This is a genomic window from Faecalimonas umbilicata (assembly GCF_004346095.1).
In the GTDB taxonomy this organism is placed as follows: domain Bacteria; phylum Bacillota; class Clostridia; order Lachnospirales; family Lachnospiraceae; genus Faecalimonas; species Faecalimonas umbilicata.
The window spans coordinates 105,070-127,217 of the sequence record NZ_SLZV01000004.1 but is presented as its reverse complement, the minus strand read 5'-3'; the positions used below and the strand labels follow the sequence as shown (position 1 = coordinate 127,217).

The window sequence follows — 22,148 nt, the reverse complement described above, 5'->3', positions numbered from 1 at the left end:
GTGCCGATAGTATCAATAATTGCTGGTCTGATTGCAGTTGTGGCAGCTGTTGTTATTACTTACTATGTAACGGTGAACAATCTGAAGAAAGATGCAGATTCAAAGATTGGGAATGCTGAGAACAAAGCAAGAGAGATAATAGATGATGCTTTAAAGAATGCAGAGGCAAAGAAGAAGGAAACGCTTCTGGAGATCAAGGAAGAGTCCATTAAGACAAAAAATGAACTTGAGAAGGAGACAAAAGAGCGTAGAGCAGAGTTACAGCGCTATGAAAAACGTGTCTTATCTAAAGAAGAAGCGCTTGACAAGAGAGCCGATGTACTGGAACAGCGTGAATCGAAGATTACAGTAAGAGAAGAGCAGATCAAACAGCGTGAGATCAAAGTAGACGAGCTTAACAGTAAACGAGTACAGGAACTGGAAAGAATCTCAGGACTTACCTCTGAACAGGCAAAAGAATATTTATTAAAAACTGTTGAAGATGATGTAAAACATGACACTGCGAAGATGATCAAGGAACTTGAAAATCAGGCAAAAGAAGAGGCTGGAAAGAAAGCAAGAGAATATGTTGTGACAGCAATTCAAAAATGCGCGGCAGATCATGTTGCAGAAACTACGATTTCTGTAGTACAACTTCCAAGTGATGAGATGAAGGGACGTATTATCGGGCGAGAAGGTCGTAATATCCGTACACTTGAGACAATGACCGGGGTAGAATTGATTATAGATGATACACCGGAGGCTGTTGTGTTATCAGGTTTTGATCCGATTCGCAGGGAAGTGGCAAGAATTGCGCTGGAAAAACTGATTCTTGACGGACGTATTCATCCGGCAAGAATCGAAGAGATGGTAGAGAAAGCGCAGAGAGATGTAGAAGCAATGATCCGTGAGGAAGGAGAAGCGGCAGCTCTCGAAGTGGGCGTACATGGTATTCATCCTGAGTTACTCCGTCTTTTAGGAAGAATGAAGTTCAGGACAAGCTATGGACAGAATGCATTGAAACACTCCATTGAAGTTGCACAGCTCTCAGGACTGCTTGCAGGAGAGATTGGTCTGGATGTCAGACTGGCTAAGCGAGCAGGTCTGTTACATGATATCGGAAAATCGATTGATCATGATGTAGAAGGGTCTCATATCCAGATTGGTGTGGATCTTTGTAGGAAATACAAAGAATCTGCTACAGTTATCAATGCAGTGGAATCTCACCATGGTGATGTAGAACCGGAAACACTGATTGCATGTATTGTGCAGGCAGCGGATACAATATCGGCTGCAAGACCGGGTGCGAGAAGAGAAACGTTAGAGACGTACACAAACAGATTAAAACAGTTAGAGGATATTGCGAACCAGTTTAAAGGTGTCGATAAATCTTTTGCAATTCAGGCAGGTAGAGAGATTCGTATTATGGTAGTTCCAGAACAGGTATCTGATGATGATATGGTATTGATGGCAAGAGATATTTCAAAGCAGATTGAGTTTGAATTGGAATATCCTGGTCAGATTAAAGTAAATGTAATCCGCGAGTCAAGAGTGACAGATTACGCGAAATAGACCAAGAACTATATAGAATCAAAGACCACAAAAGTGAAAAATAACAGGCAGTGGAGAGCAGTCTCTATTGTCTGTTATTTTTTGTTGTAGGAAATATATTCTATGAAATAAAAGTGCTCCGCACTTAATGGAATGCGGAAGTTTACAGAGAAAGGAAGCAAAGACAATGGAAGAAATTAAAAGACGGAAGCGGGAACTGGTTTATCAGGGGGCAGTTCTGAATGTTTACCGAGATCAGGTAGAGCTGCCAAATGGAAATGTGGCAGAGTGGGACTATATCCATCACGATGGCGCGGCGGCGGTTGTCCCTGTGACAGAGGATGGAAAGATTCTTATGGTAAGACAATATCGGAATGCGCTTGACAGAGCAACCTTGGAGATTCCGGCGGGGAAATTGGATGATCCAAAGGAGGAAGGTATTGTCTGTGCCAAAAGAGAATTAGAGGAAGAGACAGGATTCCGATCAGAGCAGTTGGAATGGTTGATCACACTTCGTACGACAGTGGCATTCTGTAATGAGAGGATTGAAATTTTTGTGGCAAAAAATCTAATTCCTACAGAACAACATTTAGACGAGGATGAATTTGTTGAAGTGGAAGCATATACAATGGAAGAACTGAAAGAAAAGATTTTTGCAGGAGAGATTGAAGATGGAAAGACAATCTCTGCATTGATGGCATATGCCGTAAAGTACTGTTAGAAGAAAATGATAGTTGAGAATCTGGGAAAGAAATCAAAATAAGCGGAAAGGATAAATACAATTCCATCAGCCGAAGAAGAGGTCATGAAGAACATGTGGAGGACATATATATAGAGTATCTGAAAACAGGAGGGATGTTTTTGAAGATACAACAGAGTAAAAAACAGTTTTTGATTTTTTATATGTCTGGATTTCTGGCGGGAATCTTATATGCGAACATGGTATCGGACAGTTATCTGGAATCGTACGGTGTTTTTAGTGAGTACTTTCTCAGACAGTTCCAGATTACAGAGATTATCCCAGAAGAATATTTGGGATATCTTCTTCGTATTCGGATAATCCCGGTCGGAGTTCTTCTGGCGGCAGGCTGTACAAGATGGAAACAGATGGTGGTGGTGGTGACGCTTCTTTGGACAGGCCTCGCAAGCGGCATTGTGTTGACGTCAGGAATTCTTCAGCTTGGAGCTACTGGGATCGTGATTTGTGCGGTGGGAGTATTTCCGCAAATTTTCTTTTACCTCCCGGCGGCGCTTGTCTATCTATGGTACCTATATTTATCGCCGCAAGTCAGGTGGAATAGCGGGAAAAGTATTTTCACAGGCCTAATGTTTCTGGCAGGTATCGCCTTGGAGGCATATATCAATCCAGTATGTTTAAAGGCTGCCATTCGCTTGTTTGTGAAGTGATGCAAAGAGTTATGAGAAGAGAAAGCATATTTTGACAGAGGGAGTATCCTTTTGTCAAAATATGCTTTTTGTGTTGCATCAGACTGAGGGATTCCGATGAAGAAGATGGAAGAGTTCCCAGAGACAGAGAAGTGTGATTGTCAGCTGGCTTCCAAGCAGTCCCCAGAGATAACCGCGGATTCCGGCAAGAGGAATCAAAAAGAAAACACTAGCGATACGCAACAGCAGTCCGACGGTATTGACGAAAAAGGAAGAGGCGGTATGTCCTAGCCCGTTTAAAATGCTGACCAGTGTGGAATTTGTGTAGAGGAAAGGGCAGATCCAGGCGAGTGTAAGAATCAGACTGCCTGCAAGGGTACTGTGAAATAAGGTGCTTCCAATGAAACGACCAAACAGCAAAAATCCAATGGTACATGACAGACCAAGTGCAAAACAACAGAAAAAAACTTTTTTAATTAATAACAGAAGCGTTTCGCGTTTTTGTGAAGCTTGAAGTTCTGCAACTGTAGGGAGCAGCATGACGGAAATCGAATTTGTCAGTGCAGATGGGAATAAAATGCATGGGAGAGCCATTCCAGTCAGAACGCCGTAGAGGCTAAGAGCTTCGCTTCGGCTGCTTCCATATGTGATCAGTGCTTTTGGAATAGAGATTGCCTCAATACTTTGCAGAAGGTTTAGTAGAATGCGGTTGGCAGTCAGTGGAACTGAAAGCCGGAAAAGTTCTCCTACATAGGAAAGGCAACGGTGTACTGTTTGAATAGAAGTGTGTATAGGATGGCGACGGTGCGTGTGAAAAACCATTTGGGCACAAAACAAGGAGGAAAAGATTTCTCCGGCAACAAGTCCTGACACGGCAAGCGTCACAGAAAGTGTATTCTGATCATGAAGAAGATAAAGGGAAAAAAGATAGACGGAGAGTACGCGGGCAATTTGCTCGATGAGTTGCGAGGCTGCTGGAATACCGGTGCGTTTGAGACCGAGATAATAGCCACAGATACAGCTGTGGATCGCGGCAAATGGAAATGCATAGGACATTGCAGTGAGAAGCGGGATACAGCGTGTTTCACCAATAAAATGAACGGCAATTATGTGTGCGTTATTCTGGAGAAAAATGGTAACAATACATGAGAGAAGAAAGGAAATGCTCATTCCGGTAAAGAGAAATTCTCTGGCTTCCTGAAGTTTTCCGAGCGCTGCTTTTCTTGCTACGCAGCGGGAAATGGTCGTCTCAATTCCTGCTGCTGTCAGAGAGAAGCAGAGGGCATAAACTGGAAAAATAAGTTGATAGAGCCCCACACCTTCTTCGCCGAACGTCTGACTTAAGTAGACACGGTAGAAGAAGCCGATCAGGCGTGTGATGATGCCAGTGGCGGTAAGGATGAAAGTACCTTTTAAGATTGTATATTTTTTAGACATAATGACTCCGGTGACAAGATATGTAATCTGTATAAACATATTCAAAACAGAGTCTTGACAGAACAAAAAAGGAGTGGTATTCTACAAAATGTAAATCCTAGTAATTTAGTAGGGATTGAGAATAAAGAAGGTGAGAACTTGAAATTATCTACAAAGGGGAGATATGGACTCCGCGCATTGATTGATCTTGCGCAGTACAGCGAGATTGAACCGGTTTCGATCAGCAGTATTGCAGCGCGTCAGGGGATTTCGGAACGTTATCTGGAGCAGCTGATGGCGAAATTAAAGAAGGCAGGGCTGATCAAGAGCATTCGTGGTGCTGGCGGTGGATATGTGCTCGCCAGAGAAGTAGAAAGTATATCCGTTGGAGACGTACTCCGTGCGCTGGAAGGAAATTTAGAACCGGTAGAGTGCAGTGGGCTTCACCCAGAAGAAGGATGCGAGGCCGCAGGAGGATGTGTGACGAAGTATGTCTGGCAGAAAATCAACGAAAGTATTAATCAGACGGTGGATGAGATCAAGCTTGACCGTCTGGTAGAAGAGAGCAAGGCGATGAAGGGACAACAGATTCCTGGTCAGATGCATTGCGGAAATTAGGAGGATACAGACATGGAAAAATTGATTTATTTAGATAATGCAGCAACGACAAAGACAGCTCCGGAAGTTGTAGAGGCAATGCTGCCGTACTTTACAGAATATTATGGAAATCCATCCAGCGTGTATGGGTTTGCAGCAGGCAATAAAGAGGTTATCACGAGACAGAGAGAGACTATTGCAGAGATTATTGGCGCAGAGGCAAATGAAATTTATTTTACAGCGGGTGGTTCAGAGTCTGATAACTGGGCGCTGAAAGCAACAGCAGAATGTTATGAGAACAAAGGCAGACATATCATCACTACAAAGATCGAACACCACGCAATTCTTCATACAGCAGAGTATCTGGAGAAAAAAGGGTTTGAAGTGACGTACCTTGATGTGGATGAGAAGGGATTGGTAGACTTGGAACAACTCCGTGCGGCAATCCGTCCGGACACTATTTTGATTTCTGTCATGTTTGCGAACAATGAGATTGGTACAATTCAGCCGATCAAAGAAATCGGGGAAATCGCACAGGAACATGGAATTTTGTTCCACACAGATGCTGTACAGGCATTCTGTCAGGTGCCGATCAATGTAGATGAATGTCATATTGATATGTTAAGTGCGAGTGGGCATAAGATCAACGGACCAAAAGGAATCGGATTTCTTTATATTCGTAAAGGGGTAAAGATTCGCTCTTTTGTTCATGGTGGAGCGCAGGAGAGAAAGAGACGCGCCGGAACAGAGAATGTGCCTGGAATCGTAGGACTTGGAACTGCTGCAAAAAGAGCAGCTGAGTCAATGGAAGAGAGAACGAAAAAAGAAGTCGAATTAAGAGACTATTTTATCAATCGGATTCTCACTGAGATTCCATATAGTAGACTCAATGGACATGAGAGCAAAAGACTGCCGAATAATACAAACTTTAGTTTTCAGTTTATTGAAGGAGAATCGCTTCTAATTATGCTGGATATGAAGGGAATCTGCGGTTCCAGCGGATCGGCCTGTACATCTGGATCTTTAGACCCATCTCATGTGCTGCTTGCGATTGGACTCCCGCACGAGATTGCACATGGTTCCTTGCGTCTGACTCTGAGTGAAGAGACAACGAAGGAAGATCTTGATTATACAGCGGATGTATTAAAAGAGATTGTGGAGCATTTAAGAAAGATGTCCCCGCTCTATGAAGATTTTCAGAAGAAGCAGAAAAAATAAGAAAAGAAAGCAAAATAGAATCAAATAAAAAATCAAAGAGTAGCAGGCAGGGCTCAAGCGGCCCTGCTGGAAGAATCAGGAGGAAAAATATTATGTATACAGAGAAGGTTATGGATCATTTTCAGAATCCAAGAAATGTAGGAGAATTAGAAAACCCAAGTGGGGTAGGAACTGTCGGAAATGCAAAATGTGGTGATATTATGCGAATTTATCTTGATATTGATGAAGATCAGATCATTCGTGATGTAAAATTCAAAACATTCGGTTGTGGAGCTGCTGTTGCCACAAGCAGTATGGCAACAGAACTTGTAAAGGGAAAGAGTATTTATGAAGCGCTGAAAGTGACAAATAAAGCTGTTATGGAAGCACTTGATGGACTTCCGCCGGTGAAAGTTCACTGTTCTCTTCTCGCTGAGGAAGCAATTCATGCAGCGCTTTGGGATTATGCAGAGAAAAACGGAATCAAGATCGAAGGATTGACGAAGCCGAAATCTGATATCCATGAAGACGAAGAGGATGAGGAAGAATACTAATCCGAATACAAAAACACAGTCTGGCATCTGCCGGGCGGGAGGAATTTAGATGAAGAAAAAGGTAGTCGTAGGAATGTCAGGAGGTGTGGACTCTTCGGTAGCAGCATATCTGCTCAAAGAACAGGGGTATGATGTAATCGGGGTGACGATGCAGATCTGGCAGGATGAGGATCGCGCAGTTGAAGAAGAAAACGGAGGCTGCTGTGGGCTCAGTGCGGTTGATGATGCAAGACGTGTTGCGGCGGCACTTGAAATTCCATACTATGTGATGAATTTTAAGAAAGAATTTAAAGAAAAGGTCATTGATTATTTTGTACAGGAATATCTGCATGGGCGAACTCCGAATCCATGTATTGCCTGTAACCGTTATGTGAAATGGGAATCCTTGTTGAAGAGGAGTATGGATATCGGAGCAGATTATATCGCAACCGGGCATTATGCAAGAGTTGTGCAGCTGGAAAACGGACGGTATACATTGAAGTGTTCAGCGACTCTGGCAAAGGATCAGACGTATGCTCTTTACAATCTGACGCAGGAACAGCTGAAGCGGACACTGATGCCGGTCGGTGAGTATACGAAAGACCAAGTGAGGGAGATTGCGGAAAAAATAAATCTTCGCATTGCCAATAAGCCGGATAGTCAGGATATCTGTTTTGTACCAGATGGAGATTATGCTTCTTTTATTGAAGAAGAGGCGGCTGTGAAGATCCCGGAAGGAAATTTCGTAGATCTTGATGGAAGAGTGCTTGGGAGACATAAAGGCATCACACACTATACGGTCGGTCAGCGAAAAGGACTTGGATTGTCTTTGGGACATCCGGCTTTTGTTCTTGAGATTCGACCGGAGACAAATGAGATTGTAATAGGAAGTAATGAAGATTCTCTGTCTTATACGCTGAAAGCGAATCAGTTGAATTTTATGTCCGTTGAGGATTTAACCGGTGAGATGCGCGTATGGACTAAGATTCGTTACAATCACAAAGGAGCATGGGGGACAATCCGAAAGAGCGGAAAAGATGAGGTTACATGCACCTTTGAGGAACCGCAGAGAGCGATTACTCCGGGACAGGCAGTTGTTTTCTATGATGGAGAGTATGTTGTCGGAGGAGGTACTATTCTATAGAAGCAACATGCTGTTCGAGCAGAAAAAATGTGAAGGAGGGAAAGGATGAAAGCGGATTTTCATATGCACTCCAGTTTTTCATCTGATGCAGAATTTGAACCGGAAGCAATGATACAAGAGGCAATCAGAAGAGGGCTTCAAACGATTTGCTTTACTGACCATCAGGATAAAGATTATCAAGGAGGACCTCTTTCCTTTACGTTCGATACGGAATTTTATTTTCGGACAATGCAGAGACTTCAGCAGGAATATCGAGAAAAGATAGATGTGCGGATCGGTGTAGAACTGGGACTTCAGCCGCACCTTGGCGAGTACTATAAACAGTATATCAGTCAGTATCCGTTTGACTTTGTGCTCGGATCGGTGCATGTGATTCAGTCAGAAGATCCGTATTATCCACAGTTTTTCGAGAAAAGAACAGATCGGGAAGCATATGAGGCGGCTTTTTTGGCAACACTGGAAAATATCCGTGCGGTCTCAGAATTTGATGTACTTGGTCATTTGGATTATATCGTGCGCTATGGAAGAAGTATAGAGAGCTATTCTTACAGTACCTTTTCAGATCTGATCGATGAAATCCTGCGGGAGCTGATCGGTCAAGGAAAAGGGTTGGAGCTGAATATGGCGGGATATAAGTATGGACTTGGATTTGGTCATCCGCATCCGGATATTTTAAAGAGATATCGGGAGCTTGGCGGAGAGATTGTTACAGTAGGTTCGGATGGACATAGACCGGAGCATCTTGCTTATGCATTTGGACTTGTAAGTGAGATCCTGCATAGTTGTGGCTTTCAATATTATACAGAGTTTAAAGGAAGAAAACCTGTTTTTCAACAACTTCCATAAAATTGTAAATATGACTTGAATTTTCTGTGCGGATTTAGTACAATAAATAAAGGTTGATGAATCTTTAACAAAGTTAAGGAATTGTCAAATACAAATAATAGTTTAAGAAACTTTAGGAGGAATTAATCATGGCAGTAAAAGTAGCGATTAATGGATTTGGACGTATTGGACGTCTTGCATTCAGACAAATGTTCGGAGCAGAAGGATATGAAGTAGTTGCAATCAACGACTTAACATCTCCAAAAATGTTAGCTCACTTATTAAAATATGATTCATCTCAAGGAAAATACGCTTTAGCTGACAAAGTAACAGCTGGAGAAGATTCTATCACAGTAGATGGAAAAGAAATCAAAATCTATGCAAAAGCAAACGCTGAAGAACTTCCATGGGGAGAAATCGGAGTTGACGTTGTATTAGAATGTACAGGATTCTATACATCTAAAGCAAAAGCTGAAGCTCATATCAAAGCAGGAGCAAGAAAAGTTGTTATTTCTGCACCAGCTGGAAATGATCTTCCAACAATCGTTTACAATGTAAACCATGAAACATTAAAACCAGAAGATACAGTAATTTCTGCAGCTTCTTGTACAACAAACTGCTTAGCTCCTATGGCTGATGCACTTAACAAATTAGCAACAATTAAATCTGGTATCATGTGTACAATCCACGCTTACACAGGAGATCAGATGACACTTGATGGACCACAGAGAAAAGGTGATTTAAGAAGATCACGTGCAGCAGCTGTAAATATCGTTCCAAACAGCACAGGTGCAGCAAAAGCAATCGGACTTGTTATTCCAGAATTAAACGGAAAATTAATCGGATCTGCTCAGCGTGTTCCAACACCAACAGGATCAACAACAATCTTAACAGCAGTAGTAGAAGGAAATGTAACAGTTGAAGAAATTAATGCAGCTATGAAAGCAGCAGCAAACGAATCTTATGGATACAACGAAGATGAGATCGTATCAAGCGATATCGTTGGAATGAGATATGGTTCATTATTCGATGCTACACAGACAATGGCTCTTCCATTAGACAATGGAACAACAGAAGTTCAGGTTGTAGCTTGGTATGACAATGAGAATTCTTACACAAGCCAGATGGTAAGAACAATCAAATACTTCTCTGAATTAGCTTAATTTTAAAAGATTCGGAATAAGAAGATCCAAAAGGGTCCGGTCTTATGGGCCGGACCCTTTGCGGGTTTAAAAAAGATAAGTTGACTTTTATTTTTATAGTCAAGGAGGATATAAACATGCTTAACAAAAAATCAGTAGATGATATTAATGTAAAAGGGAAAAAGGTACTTGTAAGATGTGACTTCAATGTACCGCTGATCGATGGAAAGATTACAGATGAGAACCGTCTTGTAGCAGCGCTTCCTACAATTAAGAAATTAATCGCAGACGGTGGAAGAGTGATTCTCTGCTCACACCTTGGAAAACCAAAGGGAGAGCCAAAACCGGAATTATCTTTAGCACCGGTTGCAGCAAGACTTTCTGAGTTATTAGGACAGGAAGTGAAATTTGCAGCAGATCCAGAAGTTGTTGGACCAAATGCAAAAGCAGCAGTGGAAGCTATGGAAGACGGGGATGTGATTCTTCTTGAAAATACACGTTACAGAGCAGAAGAGACAAAGAACGGAGAAGCATTCAGCAAAGAACTTGCTTCTTTATGTGAAGTATTCGTAAACGATGCGTTCGGTACAGCACATAGAGCACACTGCTCAAATGTTGGTGTGACACAGTTCGTTGATACAGCAGTAGTAGGATACTTAATGCAGAAAGAGATTGACTTCTTAGGAAATGCAGTAAACAATCCAGAGAGACCGTTTGTTGCAATTCTCGGAGGAGCAAAAGTATCAAGCAAGATTTCTGTTATTGAAAATCTGTTAGAGAAAGTAGATGTTCTGATCATTGGTGGAGGTATGTCTTATACATTCAGCAAAGCGCAGGGTGGAACAGTCGGAAAATCTTTATTAGAAGAAGATTACTGTGAATACGCACTGAACATGATCAAAAAGGCAGAAGAAAAAGGTGTAAAATTATTACTTCCAGTTGATAATGTAATTGCAGATGATTTCTCTAACGATGCAAATACAAAAGTTGTTGCAAGTGGAGAGATTCCGGACGGATGGGAAGGACTCGATATCGGACCGAAGACAGCAGAGTTGTTTGCTGAGACAGTAAAGACAGCAAAGACAGTTGTATGGAATGGACCGATGGGAGCATTTGAGATGCCGAAATTTGCAGCAGGTACAGAAGCAGTTGCAAAAGCACTTGCAGATACAGAAGCAGTTACAATCATTGGTGGTGGAGATTCTGCAGCAGCAGTAAACCAGTTAGGATACGGTGACAAGATGACACACATTTCAACAGGTGGTGGAGCTTCTCTTGAATTCTTAGAAGGAAAAGAATTACCAGGTGTTGCAGCAGCAAACGACAAATAAGAAAATACTTTAGCGCAAAGCAGGGGTGCTGCAAAATAGAAAGTTTTTACAAGGGATCAGCAATGTTTAATGGGTGGCAGATGCTAGCTTGTAGAAAAGCTTCACTTTGCGGCAGCCCTGTTTACATATAGATATTTTTAGGAAAGAGGACGTTAAAAATGGCAAGAAGAAAAATTATCGCAGGAAACTGGAAAATGAATAAAACTCCAAGTGAGGCAGTAGCACTTGTAAATGAGTTAAAACCATTAGTGGCAACAGAAGATGCAGATGTTGTATTTTGTGTACCGGCAATCAGCATTATTCCGGCAATGGAAGCAGCAAAGGGAAGCAATATTGCAATCGGAGCAGAGAATATGTACTTCGAAGAGAGTGGAGCTTACACAGGAGAGATCTCTCCTGCAATGCTTACAGATGTTGGTGTGAAATATGTTATCATTGGACACTCTGAGAGACGTGAATATTTTGCGGAGACAGACGAGACAGTCAATAAAAAAGTGAAAAAAGCATTTGAGCATGGTATTACACCAATCGTATGCTGTGGAGAAACTCTGACACAGAGAGAGCAGGGAGTAACAATCGACTTTATCCGTCAGCAGATTAAAATCGCATTTCTTGATGTGACAGCAGATCAGGCAAAGACAGCAGTGATTGCATATGAACCTATTTGGGCAATCGGAACTGGTAAAGTGGCTACAACAGAGCAGGCACAGGAAGTGTGTGCAGCAATCCGTGCATGTATCGCTGAAATCTATGATGAAGCAACTGCTGAGGCAATCCGCATCCAGTATGGCGGCAGTGTGTCTGCAGCAAGTGCACCGGAGTTATTTGCACAGCCAGATATCGATGGAGGACTTGTAGGAGGAGCTTCCTTGAAACCAGATTTTGGAGCGATCGTGAACTATAATAAATAATAGAAACACTTTTTGTGGAATCATTGCGGATGCTGCAGCAACGCATTAGGAAAGCGTGTTGCAGCAGATGGCTTTATGAAAAATGAAATGACCGGCAGAGGGAAGACGATAGAATTTGAATCTATCCCTCTGCCGGTCATTTGTGATATGCCCAGTTTCTGCTTGTTTTTGAAAAATGTAATTTTGATCGGGAACAGGAAGAAGATCCCATAGCAAATGTACGTTATAAGCGGAATAAAAACTGTGCGGCTTCGTTAATGGCTTCTGTCGCCGTCTTCATATTTGACATTTGAAAAACATGCCACATTCCTTTGTAGATAGTCAGCTTTGCAGCGACATCCTGTCGAAGAAGTTTCTTGTGTAAGTCTGTGGAGTCATTCAAAAGGATCTCATTGGTTCCAACCTGGATATAGACAGGAGGAAACCCCGTGTAATCTCCGTAAAGCGGGGAGACAAAAGGATCTGCATAAATGCTGGCATCACTATTGCTCTCTGGTACATAGGCACACCGCGCGCGTTCAAGATAATCCTTAGTCAGGATTGGATCCAACGCCGCTTTTTTTTCGTGGGATGCGCCACTTAATGTCAGATCTGTCCACGGAGAAAAGAGAACAAGAGCTTTTGGCAGAATCCGTCCATCTTCCTTGAGCTTCAACGCAAGTGAGAGAGCCAGATTACCGCCGGCAGAATCCCCAGCGAGAATAACATTTTTTGCACCGTATCCCAAGTGCATCAGATACCCCCACACTTTTAATGCATCTTCCAATGCTGCCGGGGAGGGATGCTCCGGGGCAAGGCGGTAGTTGAAACTTAAAATGTCAGAGGAAGAAGCAGATGCAAGCTTTGTTGTCAGTGTACGGGAATATTCGAGACTTCCGGTAAAGAAGCCGCCGCCGTGACAGTATAAGATAATTGTCTCGTTCTGATGTGGACGATTCAGGCGGATCCACTCTGAGGGAATATCATCGATCAAAAATTCAGTGTAGGATGCTTCGCTTTGCTTTGTCCCGAGCAGTCGCCCGAGGTTTGCCTGAGAGCGTCTGTATTTTTCTAAATCGTCATTGACTGTAAAATTATGAATAGCCTTGATGATCTTCATCAGTCCCTGTTGTTTTTTCTCTTGATTTGGCATAAATCCTCGTATCCTTTCTTGTAGTAATTTATTCTATCACAAAGCAGTTGTCATATACAATCCAATTCTTTATAATAAAGCTAGGAAAGGAAGAAAAAGATGAATAACAGAAATCAATGGTTAAAACTGGATTTGTCGGGCAATGTTTATCCAACACTTCAGAGAAAAAGTTTCTCATCGGTATTCCGCGTTTCTGTCACCTTGAAAGAAAAGGTAGATCCTCAGATTCTCCAGAAAGCTTATGAGAAGACACTTCCAAGATTTCCATCCTTGAAAGTTGCATTGCGAAAAGGATTGTTTTGGCGTTATCTGGAGCCAAATAAAAACCCGGTGCCGCAGGTGGAGCGAGATGTCAAAAATCCATGCATGCCGATGGATTTTAAGACAAAGCACCGCTATCTGATTCGTCTGTATTATTATGAATGTCAGATTTCTTTTGAAGTGTTTCATTCTCTGGCCGATGGTCTTGGGGCAGTTACTTTTTTAAAGACACTGACAGCAGTTTATCTGCGGATGCGCGGTGTGAAGATTCCGGATGAGGAGGGTATTCTTTCTGTAGAGGAGGAACCAAAAAGAGAGGAACTGGAAGATTCTTATATGAAGTATGCCAATTCTAAGGTGACACCAAAGAGGAGTCAGGGCAGTGCCTATAGGGTGCGTGGGACAAAAGAACCGTTCTATACACTGAATATTATCAGTGGAAGTATGAGTGTCAGTGATCTTAAGACAGCATCGAAAAAATACGGTGTGACGATCACGGAGTATTTAAATGCCGTATTGGTCTACGCATTGATTGAGAATCAGAAGCGCAGCAAGGTGTGGAGGGAAAAGCCGGTGAGGATTGCGATGCCAGTCAATCTGAGACAGTTTTTCCCATCAAAGACACTTCGGAATTTTATTACAATGATTTATCCCGGAGTGGATCCGCGGATGGGAGAATATAGTTTTGAGGAGATCTTAAAAGAGATCCACTATTATATGCGATATCATATCAATGAGAAGTTTTTGAATGCAGATATTACGACGAATGCAAAGACACTGCAGAGTCCGCTGATCCGTATTGTTCCGCTTTGTATTAAGGATATTGTCGTTAAACAGTTTTACAAACATGTGCAGGATTGTCAGTCTTCCGCGGGGCTTACTAATCCTGGAATCATCAAAGTTCCTGCGGAGATGGAACCGTATCTGGAACGATTTGATGTGCTGATGGGACAGCCATTTTCCGCTCGGACGAATTGTGCGATCGTAAGTTATAACGGTCTTACGACCATCAATTTTGCGAGCAGTATTGTGGAGAATGACATTGAGCGGGTATTTTTCAGAAAATTGGTAGAAGAAGGGGTTGCTGTGACAATTCAGAGCAACCGAGATTAGAGGTGTGAGATGGCTTATTGTGTAAATTGTGGAGTGAAACTGGAGGAAACGCTGACCAAATGTCCGCTTTGCAATACTCCCGTGTATCATCCACAGGAGGAAAAAACAGAGAGAAAAGTTCCGCCCTATCCATCTGAGCGCGGAACAGTGGAGAAGGTAAAACGGACAGACCTTGCAATCCTTTTGATCGTGCTTTTTGGAAGTACAGCTGTGGGCTGTGGACTTTTGAATTTGTTTGTATACAAGGGAAGTTTATGGTCGCTGTATGTGATCGGGGCATGTCTTGTATTTTTAGTGTTTTCCATTCCGATCATGGTGTATCGGAAGCTGCCGTATATTTTGATGGTACTGATAGATGGGTGTGCAGTTCTTTTTTATTTGGCGCTTGTGGCATGGGTGAATCATGGGATGGACTGGTATGTGCAGATTGCAGTCCCGGTTATTCTGCTCGGAACGGTTCTTGTGGCAGTTCTGCTATATGTCTATCAACATGTCAGCAGATCTATTTTGTTCACGGCGATGGTTGTTGTGATCGAGATGGCAGTATTCTGTGCGGGCATTGATCTGAGTGTCTATTATTATCTTTATGAAAAATTCTGTCTGACATGGTCCGCGGCGGTTGTTGTCTGTGCAGCAATCATTGCAGTGTCTCTGATTACTGTAATGCGGATTTCAAGACTGCGGGAGGAAGTGCGCCGCCGAATGCATATTTGAGTCTTGCAACGAGAGAAAAAATCATGTAAAATAAACTTCGTAGAAATTACGACATTTTTTTAACATAAAGGAGATTTGCTATATGAGTAAGAAACCTACGGTTTTAATGATTCTTGACGGATATGGTCTGAATGAAAAGTGTGAGGCAAATGCGGTGTGCGAGGCAAAGACACCGGTTATGGACAGCTTGATGAAAGAGTATCCGTTTGTAGAGGGAAATGCAAGTGGAATGTCTGTGGGACTCCCGGAAGGACAGATGGGAAACTCAGAAGTAGGACATCTGAATATGGGCGCTGGAAGAATTGTGTATCAGGATCTGACAAAGATCACGAAAGCAATTCAGGACGGAGATTTCTTTGAAAATGAGGCGCTGCTTACAGCGTGCAGAAACGCAAAGGAAAACAATTCTGCGCTTCATCTGTTTGGACTGGTATCCGATGGTGGAGTGCACAGTCACAACAGCCACATTTACGGACTTTTAGAACTTGCAAAGAAAGAAGGGCTTGACAAAGTCTATGTACACTGCTTCCTTGATGGCCGTGATACTCCACCGGCTTCAGGAAAAGATTATGTGCAGGAATTATCTGACAAGATGAAAGAAATTGGTGTTGGAGAAGTGGCTTCTGTAATGGGACGTTATTATGCAATGGACCGCGATAACCGATGGGATCGTGTAGAACTTGCATACAATGCAATGGTAAAAGGAGAAGGAGAGCAGGCGGAATGTGGAGTTTGCGCAGTGCAGAAATCTTACGATGCAGGAAAGACAGATGAGTTTGTTGTGCCGACTGTTGTTGTAAGAGATGGGGCTCCGATTGCAACGATCAAAGACAAAGATTCTGTGATTTTCTTCAATTTCCGCCCGGACAGAGCAAGAGAGATCACAAGAACATTTTGTGATGATGCGTTTGATGGATTTGACAGAGGAGAGCGTGTGAAGACAACTTATGTATGTTTCACAGAGTACGATGTGACGATCCCGAATAAACTTGTTGCATTCCACAAGACAGAAATTACAAATACATTTGGTGAATTCCTTGCGGCACATAACATGACACAGGCAAGAATTGCTGAGACAGAGAAGTACGCACATGTGACATTCTTCTTTAACGGCGGTGTGGAAGAGCCGAACAAAGGAGAGGATCGTATTCTTGTAAAGTCTCCAAAAGTGGCAACGTATGACCTTCAGCCGGAGATGAGTGCTTTTGAAGTGTGTGATAAACTGGTAGATGCGATCAAATCTGACAAATACGATGTAATTATCATTAACTTTGCAAATCCAGATATGGTAGGACATACCGGAGTTGAGAATGCAGCGATCAAAGCAATTGAAGCAGTAGACGAATGTGTCGGAAGAACTGTGGAAGCGATCAAAGAAGTGAATGGACAGATGTTTATCTGTGCTGACCATGGAAATGCAGAGCAGCTTGTAGATTATGAAACAGGAGAGCCGTTTACAGCACATACAACAAATCCGGTTCCATTTATTCTTGTCAATGCAGACCCTGCATACAAGTTAAGAGAAGACGGATGTCTGGCAGACATTGCTCCAACGCTGATCGAACTGATGGGAATGGAACAGCCGGAAGAAATGACAGGAAGATCCCTGCTTGTAAAATAGCGAGAGGCTGATTTGTTGTTAGGGGGCAAAGTGAAATATTCCCCAAAAGGCAAAAGAGAATATTCAGAAGAATTTACGACCCTGAATAGAGGAAACTCCTCTATTCAGGGTCTTTTTGGCTCTTTGTCAAGGATTGGAGTAAAATGCTTTTGTTCTGCGTTACAGTAAATGTTGATAAAAAAACACAGCAAGCTGCGTGCGGTCCCGCAGCTCTAATTTTTCTAAAATGCTGCTGAGGTAATTTCGTACGGTGCCTTCGCCAAGATACAGTGCTTCGGCAATTTCTCTGTTGCTGCGTCCATCTGCCACAAGCTCAATGATAGAAAATTCACGGCTGGTAAGTTGATACGTTTCGTAATCGAAAGCTTTCTGTGGCTCAAAGAGCTTTGGAATCCGTGTCGTGATCTCTGCGCCAAATACAGTTTGTCCTTTCAGGACAGCACGGATTGCAGGGGAGATTCCAGTATAATCTTGTTTTAAAATATAGCCGCGGGCTCCCAGGTGCAATGCCTTTATAATGTACTCGTCATCAGAAAAAGTAGTGAGCAGAAGAATACGGGCATCGGGATAGATCTGCAAAATCTGTTCTGCGGCATTTAGTCCGTCCAGATGTTCCATGCGGATATCCATGAGAAGGAGATCGGGCTGAAGTTGCTTATATAATCTGACAGCATCATTTCCGTCTTTTCCGATGCCGCAGACAGAAAGATCTCCCTCTGCCTCGAGGATAGTCTTTAATGCGGTAGTGATCAGATAATCATCATCGACAATTAAAAGTCGTATCATAAATCAGATTCCTCCTTTTTGTTCTTTGGGATTGCAATAAAAATCGAAAAACCGTTTTCGCAGGAAAATGTAATCGTGCCGTTTAGTTTTCGGATTCGTTCTTTCATATTTTCCAAGCCGATTCCTTCTGTGGCAGAAGGAGATTGTAAAGTACCGTTATCCTGGATGACAAGTTGCCAGAGTGCAGGGTGTTCTCGCATGAGGATTGAAACGGCGGTAGCGTTACTATGCTTGATAATATTAGAGAGGGCCTCTTTTGTAATAGAGAGAAAAGCATATTTAATGGTTCGTGGGACCGTGATCGGCATGTCGTACTCTAGTGTGATCGGGCAGAAAGTAAAGGAGGAGGTCAGTTCCTCAGTGACTTCTTTTAAATTGACTGAGTCGTCGTGCAAGTCATGGACACTTGTGCGGATATTGTCCATTGCAAGAGATAATGTATCGGTGAGCTGTCTGAGTGGTTCCTGTAACGATTCTTCCTTGTTGACCGTCCTAATGGCACCGGATAGAAGAATTGCCCGAGAAAGCATATGGCCTACATTGTCATGGATTTCTCTGGCAATTCGGTTACGCTCCTGTAAGGTGGCAGCATAGATTTCAGAATCCTGTTTCTGGAGGAGTGCCTCATGTTTCTGGGATAGGAGCATGTTTTTTTCGGTCTGATCATCTATGGTGTGAATATACTGTTCCTTTAGCTGATCGTAATCAGAAGTATGTTTTTCCAGCAAAATGGCTGTGATACATCCGAAAAGTATATATAGAATTTGATCAGTAGCGGAAGAAGTTATAAGGAAAAGAAAGTCCGCGACTACCAGAACAAATAGGGGAAGGATTCTGTAAAGGCAGAGATCGTAGCAAATGACCGGAAAAAATAAAAAGAGCGCCGGATAGAATGGAGCTGCCACAAGAAAAATAGGAAGAACAGAACAGGCATAGCGGCGGGATGTAAAAAAGAAAGTAGTCATTGCAGTAAAAACAGCAAGAAAAAATCCCACAACAAAAGAACGGTCCGTATTTGTCGGGCAGAGGAGAAGCAGAGAATATAATATGAGAAATGATTTATTTAAAAACTGGCGCATGGGAAATCCTTTCCCGGAAGTGATCCGGACTGTTACTATGAGAAATATTATACCATCTGTATGAAATGACGTCATTACTTTTTTATCGGTCTGCAGAAATTCTGTCTGTTTTAAGTTCTTTCCTCCCATTTAGGATTAAAAAGTGACAAATGTCATATAGGGAGCTGACGTGTGACACTGTTCGAAGCAGAATAGATTTTTTATAATGGCAGTAAAGAAAATGATGAACATGGGAGGAGAAAAAATTATGATTTTGATAGAAAATCTTGTGAAACGTTATGGAAAGATACTTGCACTGGATCACTTGAATCTCGAAGTACAAGAGGGAGAAATCTACGGACTATTAGGGCCAAATGGGTCGGGAAAGACAACCGTAATTAATTGTATTCTGGCACTTTTAAAATTTGACAAAGGAAGTGTAAAAGTATTTGGGGAAGAAATCCGGCCGGAAAGTTATCATCTGAAGAAACAGATTGGGGTTGTGATGCAGAATGTGGCAGTTTTTGAAGAACTTAGTGTTTATGAGAACATTGATTATTTCTGTGGACTTTACATTCCTGAGAAATTAAAGCGGAAAAAGCTGGTGGAGGAAGCGATTGCATTTACAGGACTTGAAGAATATTTAAAATTCCGTCCGCAAAAGCTTTCTGGAGGACTTTTGAGACGGCTGAACATTGCCTGCGGAATTGCACATAAACCGCGCCTGATCATTTTGGATGAACCGACAGTGGCAGTCGATCCTCAGAGCAGAAATAAAATTTTAGAGGGGATTAAGGAGCTTAATCGTAAAGGGAGTACGATTATCTATACCTCCCACTATATGGAGGAGGTTGAGCAGATCTGTACAAAGATTTCCATTTTGGATCGAGGCAAATGCCTTGCGACAGGGACGAAAGAAGAGCTGAAACGAATGGTGAAGACAGGGCAGAGAATTGTGATTGACACGGTTGTTTTAAATGAGAAACAGATTGAGAAAATTCGGACATTGCCACATGTCTTCTCGGCAGTCTGGAAGGACCAGTGCCTGATGGTACACTGTACGGAAGATGGAGAGAATCTGATCCGGCTTCTCAGCTATCTTTCCCAGGAGAAGATTCCTTTTGGAAGAGTGTTCTCAGAGCAGCCGACACTGAATGATGTATTTCTCGAAATTACTGGTAAGGCTCTTAGAGATTGAGGAGGGAGAACGATGTTACATTTAGTTAAATACCGTTTTTTACAGATCATCCGGATGCGTGCATTGATGTTCTGGGCATTATTATTCCCAGTGATTCTCGGAACACTTTACTATTTTGGGTTTTGGAAAAATGCAAATTGTCCACAGCTGGAAATGATTGATGTGGCAGTTGTCGCGGAAGAAGATTCTCCTTTTCTGACATTTTTGGAAGGTGCAGAAGATCTGCTATCTTTTCATGTGATGGAAGAAGAGGAGGCAGAAAAAGCACTGGAAAATGGAAAGGTGCAAGGAATTTATACGGAGGGAAGGGAACGGACACTGACAGTTGCCGCCACGGGAGTTGCTCCCAGCATATTAGAAACGATACTGAAGCAGTATAATACAAATGAAAGACTGATAGAGAAAGTGGCGGTAGAACATCCGGAGAGGCTTGAAGGAATGATGGATTCGATGAAAGCATACAGGGATCGAACGACAGAAACTTCTCTTGGGGGAACGGTAAGAAACTCTCTTGTAGAGTATTTTTTTGCACTGGTTGGGATGGCTTGCATGTTTGGCTGCGATTTGGGGTTTGCTGTATCTCTTAGCAGCAATGCGGATCAGTCACCGGTGGGGATGAGGAGAAATATAAGTTATCTGTCCAGAGGAAAGATAATGATGGCAGATTTTCTCGTTGTGTACGGGATCCATTTTGTAAACTTGTGGATTTTGATCTGTTACCTGAAAGGAATTCTTCGGATTCCGCTTGGGGAAGATAATGGGAAAATCTTACTTCTCTGTATGGCAGGAGGAATGATTGGAGTGTCTTTCGGCATTATTGCAGGAAGTATCGGAAAAAGTTCAGGGACACATAGACTGAATTTCTTGACGTTGATTACGATGTTGCTCAGTTTTTTTGGAGGGCTTATGGTACAGAATATGAGACATATTGTGGACAAATGTTGTCCGCTACTCAATGCATGGAACCCGGTTGCGCTGATCTCGGATGGATTCTTCAGTATGACAATTTATGAAGATATGGCAAGATACTGGAGAAATGTGATGATGCTGTTTGGAATGGGGATGATGTTTCTTGTTGCCGGATGTATTGTAATGAGGAGGAAACGCTATGACAGTATTTAGAGGATATCTTTTGATCATCAAGCGGAACTGGGGATTTATTTTTATTTACACAGCATTGTTTCTTTTGACAATGCTGATCATACAGGGGGAAACACAGAAAAAGGAAGAAAAAGAATTTCAAAGAAGCCGTCTGAAGATTGCAGTTGTGGATGAGGATGGAGGAATACTGGCAGAAGGGCTTACAAATTATCTTGCGACTTTGCATGAAATCACAGAGATAGGCAATGCGGAGGGGACTCTTTTGGAGGCAATTTACTATGGGGAAATTTCTAGTGTAATCCGCATTCCGAGAGGAGTGGGAGAAAAGTGGGAAGTACAGTTGACAAAAATACCGGGATATGCAGAAGCGGATTATTTGAAACAGCAGATCAATTTGTTTCTGAATCAAGTACAGTTTTGTACAGAAAATGGGTATTCCATGCAGGAAGCATTTGCGCTTGTAAACCAACAGTTGGAAGAGAAATCGGTCAGACTTTTAAATCTCAATGGGAATCAGGGGAAATGGGAATCTTATTATTATATTTTTCGTTTCCTTCCATACCTTTCCATTGCAGTATTGTGTCTGATCTTAAGTATTCCGATGAATGCATACCGGAAGAAAGAAATCAGACAGCGGCTGCAATGTTCTGCAGTTTCTCTGCGTCGCCAGACGGTGGAAGCAATGCTTGCATTTCTAGTTGTAGGGATTATTTTCTGGGCAGCGATGATCGGAGTTGCCATAATTTTTTCAAAAAATAGCTTTTTCGAAAGCCCGCATGCTGCGTATCTGGCAGGAAACAGTTTCCTGATGGTTCTAACGAGTCTTGCAATGGCATTTTTGATTGGAGCAGTCGCAGAGAGTGAGAACGTCATCAATATTATTGTGAATGTGACAGCGTTGGCAGTTTCTTTTCTTGGAGGGGTGTTCACTCCAACATCTGTATTAGATAAAGGGATATTGAAATTCTCCAGAATACTTCCGGTTTATTGGTATGAAGAAGTCAACAATCTGCTTGCCGGGTTCCGGGAGATTACACCGGAGAGACAGAGCGAAATCTGGAAATCATTTGGGATTCAGTGTTTGTTTGCAGCAGCATGTATCAGTATCGGTATGGCAGTGTTGAAAATAAAAGAGCAGAAAGAAGACTAAAA

The 22,148-nt window shown here is 42.4% G+C and carries 21 protein-coding genes; 17 read left to right on the top strand and 4 right to left on the bottom strand.

All coding sequences use genetic code 11. The annotated features are described in order from the left end of the window. The 3 genes from rny to EDD74_RS03010 all read left to right on the top strand — a co-directional run bounded on the left by rny (position 1) and on the right by EDD74_RS03010 (position 2,937). The gene (gene rny / locus EDD74_RS03020; RefSeq protein ID WP_008975351.1) at positions 1 to 1,551 is read left to right on the top strand and encodes a ribonuclease Y; all 1,551 of its coding nucleotides are present in this window, start codon (positions 1 to 3) and stop codon (positions 1,549 to 1,551) included. A 166-nt stretch (positions 1,552 to 1,717) separates the two neighbouring features. Continuing rightward, a complete protein-coding gene (locus tag EDD74_RS03015; protein WP_009262001.1) occupies positions 1,718 to 2,251 on the top strand; it encodes an NUDIX domain-containing protein in 534 nt (177 codons plus the stop codon). A 134-nt stretch (positions 2,252 to 2,385) separates the two neighbouring features. After that, positions 2,386 to 2,937, top strand: coding sequence for a stage II sporulation protein M (locus EDD74_RS03010; protein ID WP_270601330.1), 552 nt, complete (start codon positions 2,386 to 2,388; stop codon positions 2,935 to 2,937). Positions 2,938 to 3,015: 78 nt separating this feature from the next. Here EDD74_RS03010 and EDD74_RS03005 read toward each other — a convergent pair whose 3' ends face one another. Next, on the bottom strand, positions 3,016 to 4,353 hold the full coding sequence (locus tag EDD74_RS03005) for a polysaccharide biosynthesis protein (RefSeq protein WP_116442283.1): 1,338 nt from the start codon (positions 4,351 to 4,353) through the stop codon (positions 3,016 to 3,018). 138 nt (positions 4,354 to 4,491) lie between these two features. Here EDD74_RS03005 and EDD74_RS03000 point away from each other — a divergent pair, with 138 nt between their 5' ends. The 8 genes from EDD74_RS03000 (at position 4,492) to tpiA (ending at position 12,012) form a co-directional block, all read left to right on the top strand. After that, complete coding sequence (locus tag EDD74_RS03000) at positions 4,492 to 4,950, top strand: RrF2 family transcriptional regulator (protein ID WP_009261998.1); 459 nt, start codon at positions 4,492 to 4,494, stop codon at positions 4,948 to 4,950. A gap of 12 nt (positions 4,951 to 4,962) precedes the next feature. Continuing rightward, the gene (nifS, locus tag EDD74_RS02995) at positions 4,963 to 6,147 is read left to right on the top strand and encodes a cysteine desulfurase NifS (RefSeq protein WP_008975356.1); all 1,185 of its coding nucleotides are present in this window, start codon (positions 4,963 to 4,965) and stop codon (positions 6,145 to 6,147) included. A gap of 92 nt (positions 6,148 to 6,239) precedes the next feature. After that, a complete protein-coding gene (gene nifU, locus EDD74_RS02990) occupies positions 6,240 to 6,680 on the top strand; it encodes a Fe-S cluster assembly scaffold protein NifU (RefSeq protein ID WP_008975357.1) in 441 nt (146 codons plus the stop codon). A 49-nt stretch (positions 6,681 to 6,729) separates the two neighbouring features. Next, on the top strand, positions 6,730 to 7,803 hold the full coding sequence (gene mnmA, locus EDD74_RS02985; RefSeq protein WP_116442282.1) for a tRNA 2-thiouridine(34) synthase MnmA: 1,074 nt from the start codon (positions 6,730 to 6,732) through the stop codon (positions 7,801 to 7,803). Positions 7,804 to 7,848: 45 nt separating this feature from the next. Beyond that, positions 7,849 to 8,649, top strand: coding sequence for a histidinol-phosphatase HisJ family protein (locus EDD74_RS02980; RefSeq protein ID WP_116442281.1), 801 nt, complete (start codon positions 7,849 to 7,851; stop codon positions 8,647 to 8,649). A 128-nt stretch (positions 8,650 to 8,777) separates the two neighbouring features. After that, positions 8,778 to 9,791 (top strand): type I glyceraldehyde-3-phosphate dehydrogenase, encoded by a 1,014-nt coding sequence (gene gap, locus EDD74_RS02975; protein ID WP_008975360.1) that lies wholly within the window; start codon positions 8,778 to 8,780, stop codon positions 9,789 to 9,791. Positions 9,792 to 9,907: 116 nt separating this feature from the next. After that, complete coding sequence (locus EDD74_RS02970) at positions 9,908 to 11,101, top strand: phosphoglycerate kinase (RefSeq protein ID WP_009261993.1); 1,194 nt, start codon at positions 9,908 to 9,910, stop codon at positions 11,099 to 11,101. Positions 11,102 to 11,259: 158 nt separating this feature from the next. Then, positions 11,260 to 12,012 (top strand): triose-phosphate isomerase, encoded by a 753-nt coding sequence (gene tpiA, locus EDD74_RS02965; RefSeq protein ID WP_008975362.1) that lies wholly within the window; start codon positions 11,260 to 11,262, stop codon positions 12,010 to 12,012. A 223-nt stretch (positions 12,013 to 12,235) separates the two neighbouring features. On the opposite strand, the gene EDD74_RS02960 is transcribed toward tpiA, so the two are convergent. Then, entirely contained in the window at positions 12,236 to 13,144 is a 909-nt protein-coding gene (locus tag EDD74_RS02960; RefSeq protein WP_008975363.1) for an alpha/beta hydrolase, read from the bottom strand. Between the two features lie 99 nt (positions 13,145 to 13,243). Between EDD74_RS02960 and EDD74_RS02955 the strand changes: the two genes are divergently transcribed. The 3 genes from EDD74_RS02955 (at position 13,244) to gpmI (ending at position 16,853) form a co-directional block, all read left to right on the top strand. Next, a complete protein-coding gene (locus tag EDD74_RS02955) occupies positions 13,244 to 14,518 on the top strand; it encodes a hypothetical protein (RefSeq protein WP_008975364.1) in 1,275 nt (424 codons plus the stop codon). Positions 14,519 to 14,527: 9 nt separating this feature from the next. Continuing rightward, positions 14,528 to 15,232, top strand: a complete 705-nt coding sequence (locus tag EDD74_RS02950; protein WP_116442280.1) for a DUF6320 domain-containing protein — start codon at positions 14,528 to 14,530, stop codon at positions 15,230 to 15,232. A gap of 82 nt (positions 15,233 to 15,314) precedes the next feature. Further along, a complete protein-coding gene (gene gpmI / locus EDD74_RS02945; protein WP_008975366.1) occupies positions 15,315 to 16,853 on the top strand; it encodes a 2,3-bisphosphoglycerate-independent phosphoglycerate mutase in 1,539 nt (512 codons plus the stop codon). A gap of 159 nt (positions 16,854 to 17,012) precedes the next feature. Here the strand turns inward: gpmI and EDD74_RS02940 are convergent, their stop codons facing one another. Beyond that, on the bottom strand, positions 17,013 to 17,639 hold the full coding sequence (locus EDD74_RS02940) for a response regulator (RefSeq protein WP_008975367.1): 627 nt from the start codon (positions 17,637 to 17,639) through the stop codon (positions 17,013 to 17,015). Continuing rightward, the gene (locus tag EDD74_RS02935; RefSeq protein ID WP_242990187.1) at positions 17,636 to 18,367 is read right to left on the bottom strand and encodes a sensor histidine kinase; all 732 of its coding nucleotides are present in this window, start codon (positions 18,365 to 18,367) and stop codon (positions 17,636 to 17,638) included. Before EDD74_RS02935 ends, EDD74_RS02940 begins: the two co-directional genes overlap by 4 nt. A 598-nt stretch (positions 18,368 to 18,965) precedes the next feature. Here EDD74_RS02935 and EDD74_RS02930 point away from each other — a divergent pair. Genes EDD74_RS02930 through EDD74_RS02920 form a run of 3 tightly spaced genes read left to right on the top strand, consistent with a single transcriptional unit; the run spans position 18,966 to position 22,146 of the window. Then, complete coding sequence (locus EDD74_RS02930) at positions 18,966 to 19,895, top strand: ABC transporter ATP-binding protein (RefSeq protein WP_039861460.1); 930 nt, start codon at positions 18,966 to 18,968, stop codon at positions 19,893 to 19,895. A 12-nt stretch (positions 19,896 to 19,907) separates the two neighbouring features. Continuing rightward, positions 19,908 to 21,017, top strand: a complete 1,110-nt coding sequence (locus EDD74_RS02925; protein WP_116442278.1) for an ABC transporter permease — start codon at positions 19,908 to 19,910, stop codon at positions 21,015 to 21,017. Continuing rightward, positions 21,004 to 22,146: an ABC transporter permease gene (locus tag EDD74_RS02920; protein ID WP_116442277.1), complete on the top strand. Its 1,143-nt coding sequence runs from the start codon at positions 21,004 to 21,006 to the stop codon at positions 22,144 to 22,146. Before EDD74_RS02925 ends, EDD74_RS02920 begins: the two co-directional genes overlap by 14 nt. Positions 22,147 to 22,148 lie beyond the last annotated feature (2 nt).

Excerpts from the sequence above, each read along its gene's own strand:
- EDD74_RS03005 (WP_116442283.1), bottom strand. The coding sequence starts at position 4,353 with ATGTCTAAAAAATATACAATCTTAAAAGGTACTTTCATCCTTACCGCC.
- EDD74_RS02955 (WP_008975364.1), top strand. The coding sequence starts at position 13,244 with ATGAATAACAGAAATCAATGGTTAAAACTGGATTTGTCGGGCAATGTT.
- nifS (WP_008975356.1), top strand. The coding sequence starts at position 4,963 with ATGGAAAAATTGATTTATTTAGATAATGCAGCAACGACAAAGACAGCT.
- gpmI (WP_008975366.1), top strand. The coding sequence starts at position 15,315 with ATGAGTAAGAAACCTACGGTTTTAATGATTCTTGACGGATATGGTCTG.
- EDD74_RS02980 (WP_116442281.1), top strand. The coding sequence starts at position 7,849 with ATGAAAGCGGATTTTCATATGCACTCCAGTTTTTCATCTGATGCAGAA.
- EDD74_RS02925 (WP_116442278.1), top strand. The coding sequence starts at position 19,908 with ATGTTACATTTAGTTAAATACCGTTTTTTACAGATCATCCGGATGCGT.
- mnmA (WP_116442282.1), top strand. The coding sequence starts at position 6,730 with ATGAAGAAAAAGGTAGTCGTAGGAATGTCAGGAGGTGTGGACTCTTCG.
- nifU (WP_008975357.1), top strand. The coding sequence starts at position 6,240 with ATGTATACAGAGAAGGTTATGGATCATTTTCAGAATCCAAGAAATGTA.
- gap (WP_008975360.1), top strand. The coding sequence starts at position 8,778 with ATGGCAGTAAAAGTAGCGATTAATGGATTTGGACGTATTGGACGTCTT.
- EDD74_RS02970 (WP_009261993.1), top strand. The coding sequence starts at position 9,908 with ATGCTTAACAAAAAATCAGTAGATGATATTAATGTAAAAGGGAAAAAG.
- EDD74_RS02930 (WP_039861460.1), top strand. The coding sequence starts at position 18,966 with ATGATTTTGATAGAAAATCTTGTGAAACGTTATGGAAAGATACTTGCA.
- EDD74_RS02960 (WP_008975363.1), bottom strand. The coding sequence starts at position 13,144 with ATGCCAAATCAAGAGAAAAAACAACAGGGACTGATGAAGATCATCAAG.
- EDD74_RS02950 (WP_116442280.1), top strand. The coding sequence starts at position 14,528 with ATGGCTTATTGTGTAAATTGTGGAGTGAAACTGGAGGAAACGCTGACC.
- EDD74_RS02920 (WP_116442277.1), top strand. The coding sequence starts at position 21,004 with ATGACAGTATTTAGAGGATATCTTTTGATCATCAAGCGGAACTGGGGA.
- EDD74_RS03015 (WP_009262001.1), top strand. The coding sequence starts at position 1,718 with ATGGAAGAAATTAAAAGACGGAAGCGGGAACTGGTTTATCAGGGGGCA.
- EDD74_RS02940 (WP_008975367.1), bottom strand. The coding sequence starts at position 17,639 with ATGATACGACTTTTAATTGTCGATGATGATTATCTGATCACTACCGCA.
- EDD74_RS03010 (WP_270601330.1), top strand. The coding sequence starts at position 2,386 with ATGTTTTTGAAGATACAACAGAGTAAAAAACAGTTTTTGATTTTTTAT.
- tpiA (WP_008975362.1), top strand. The coding sequence starts at position 11,260 with ATGGCAAGAAGAAAAATTATCGCAGGAAACTGGAAAATGAATAAAACT.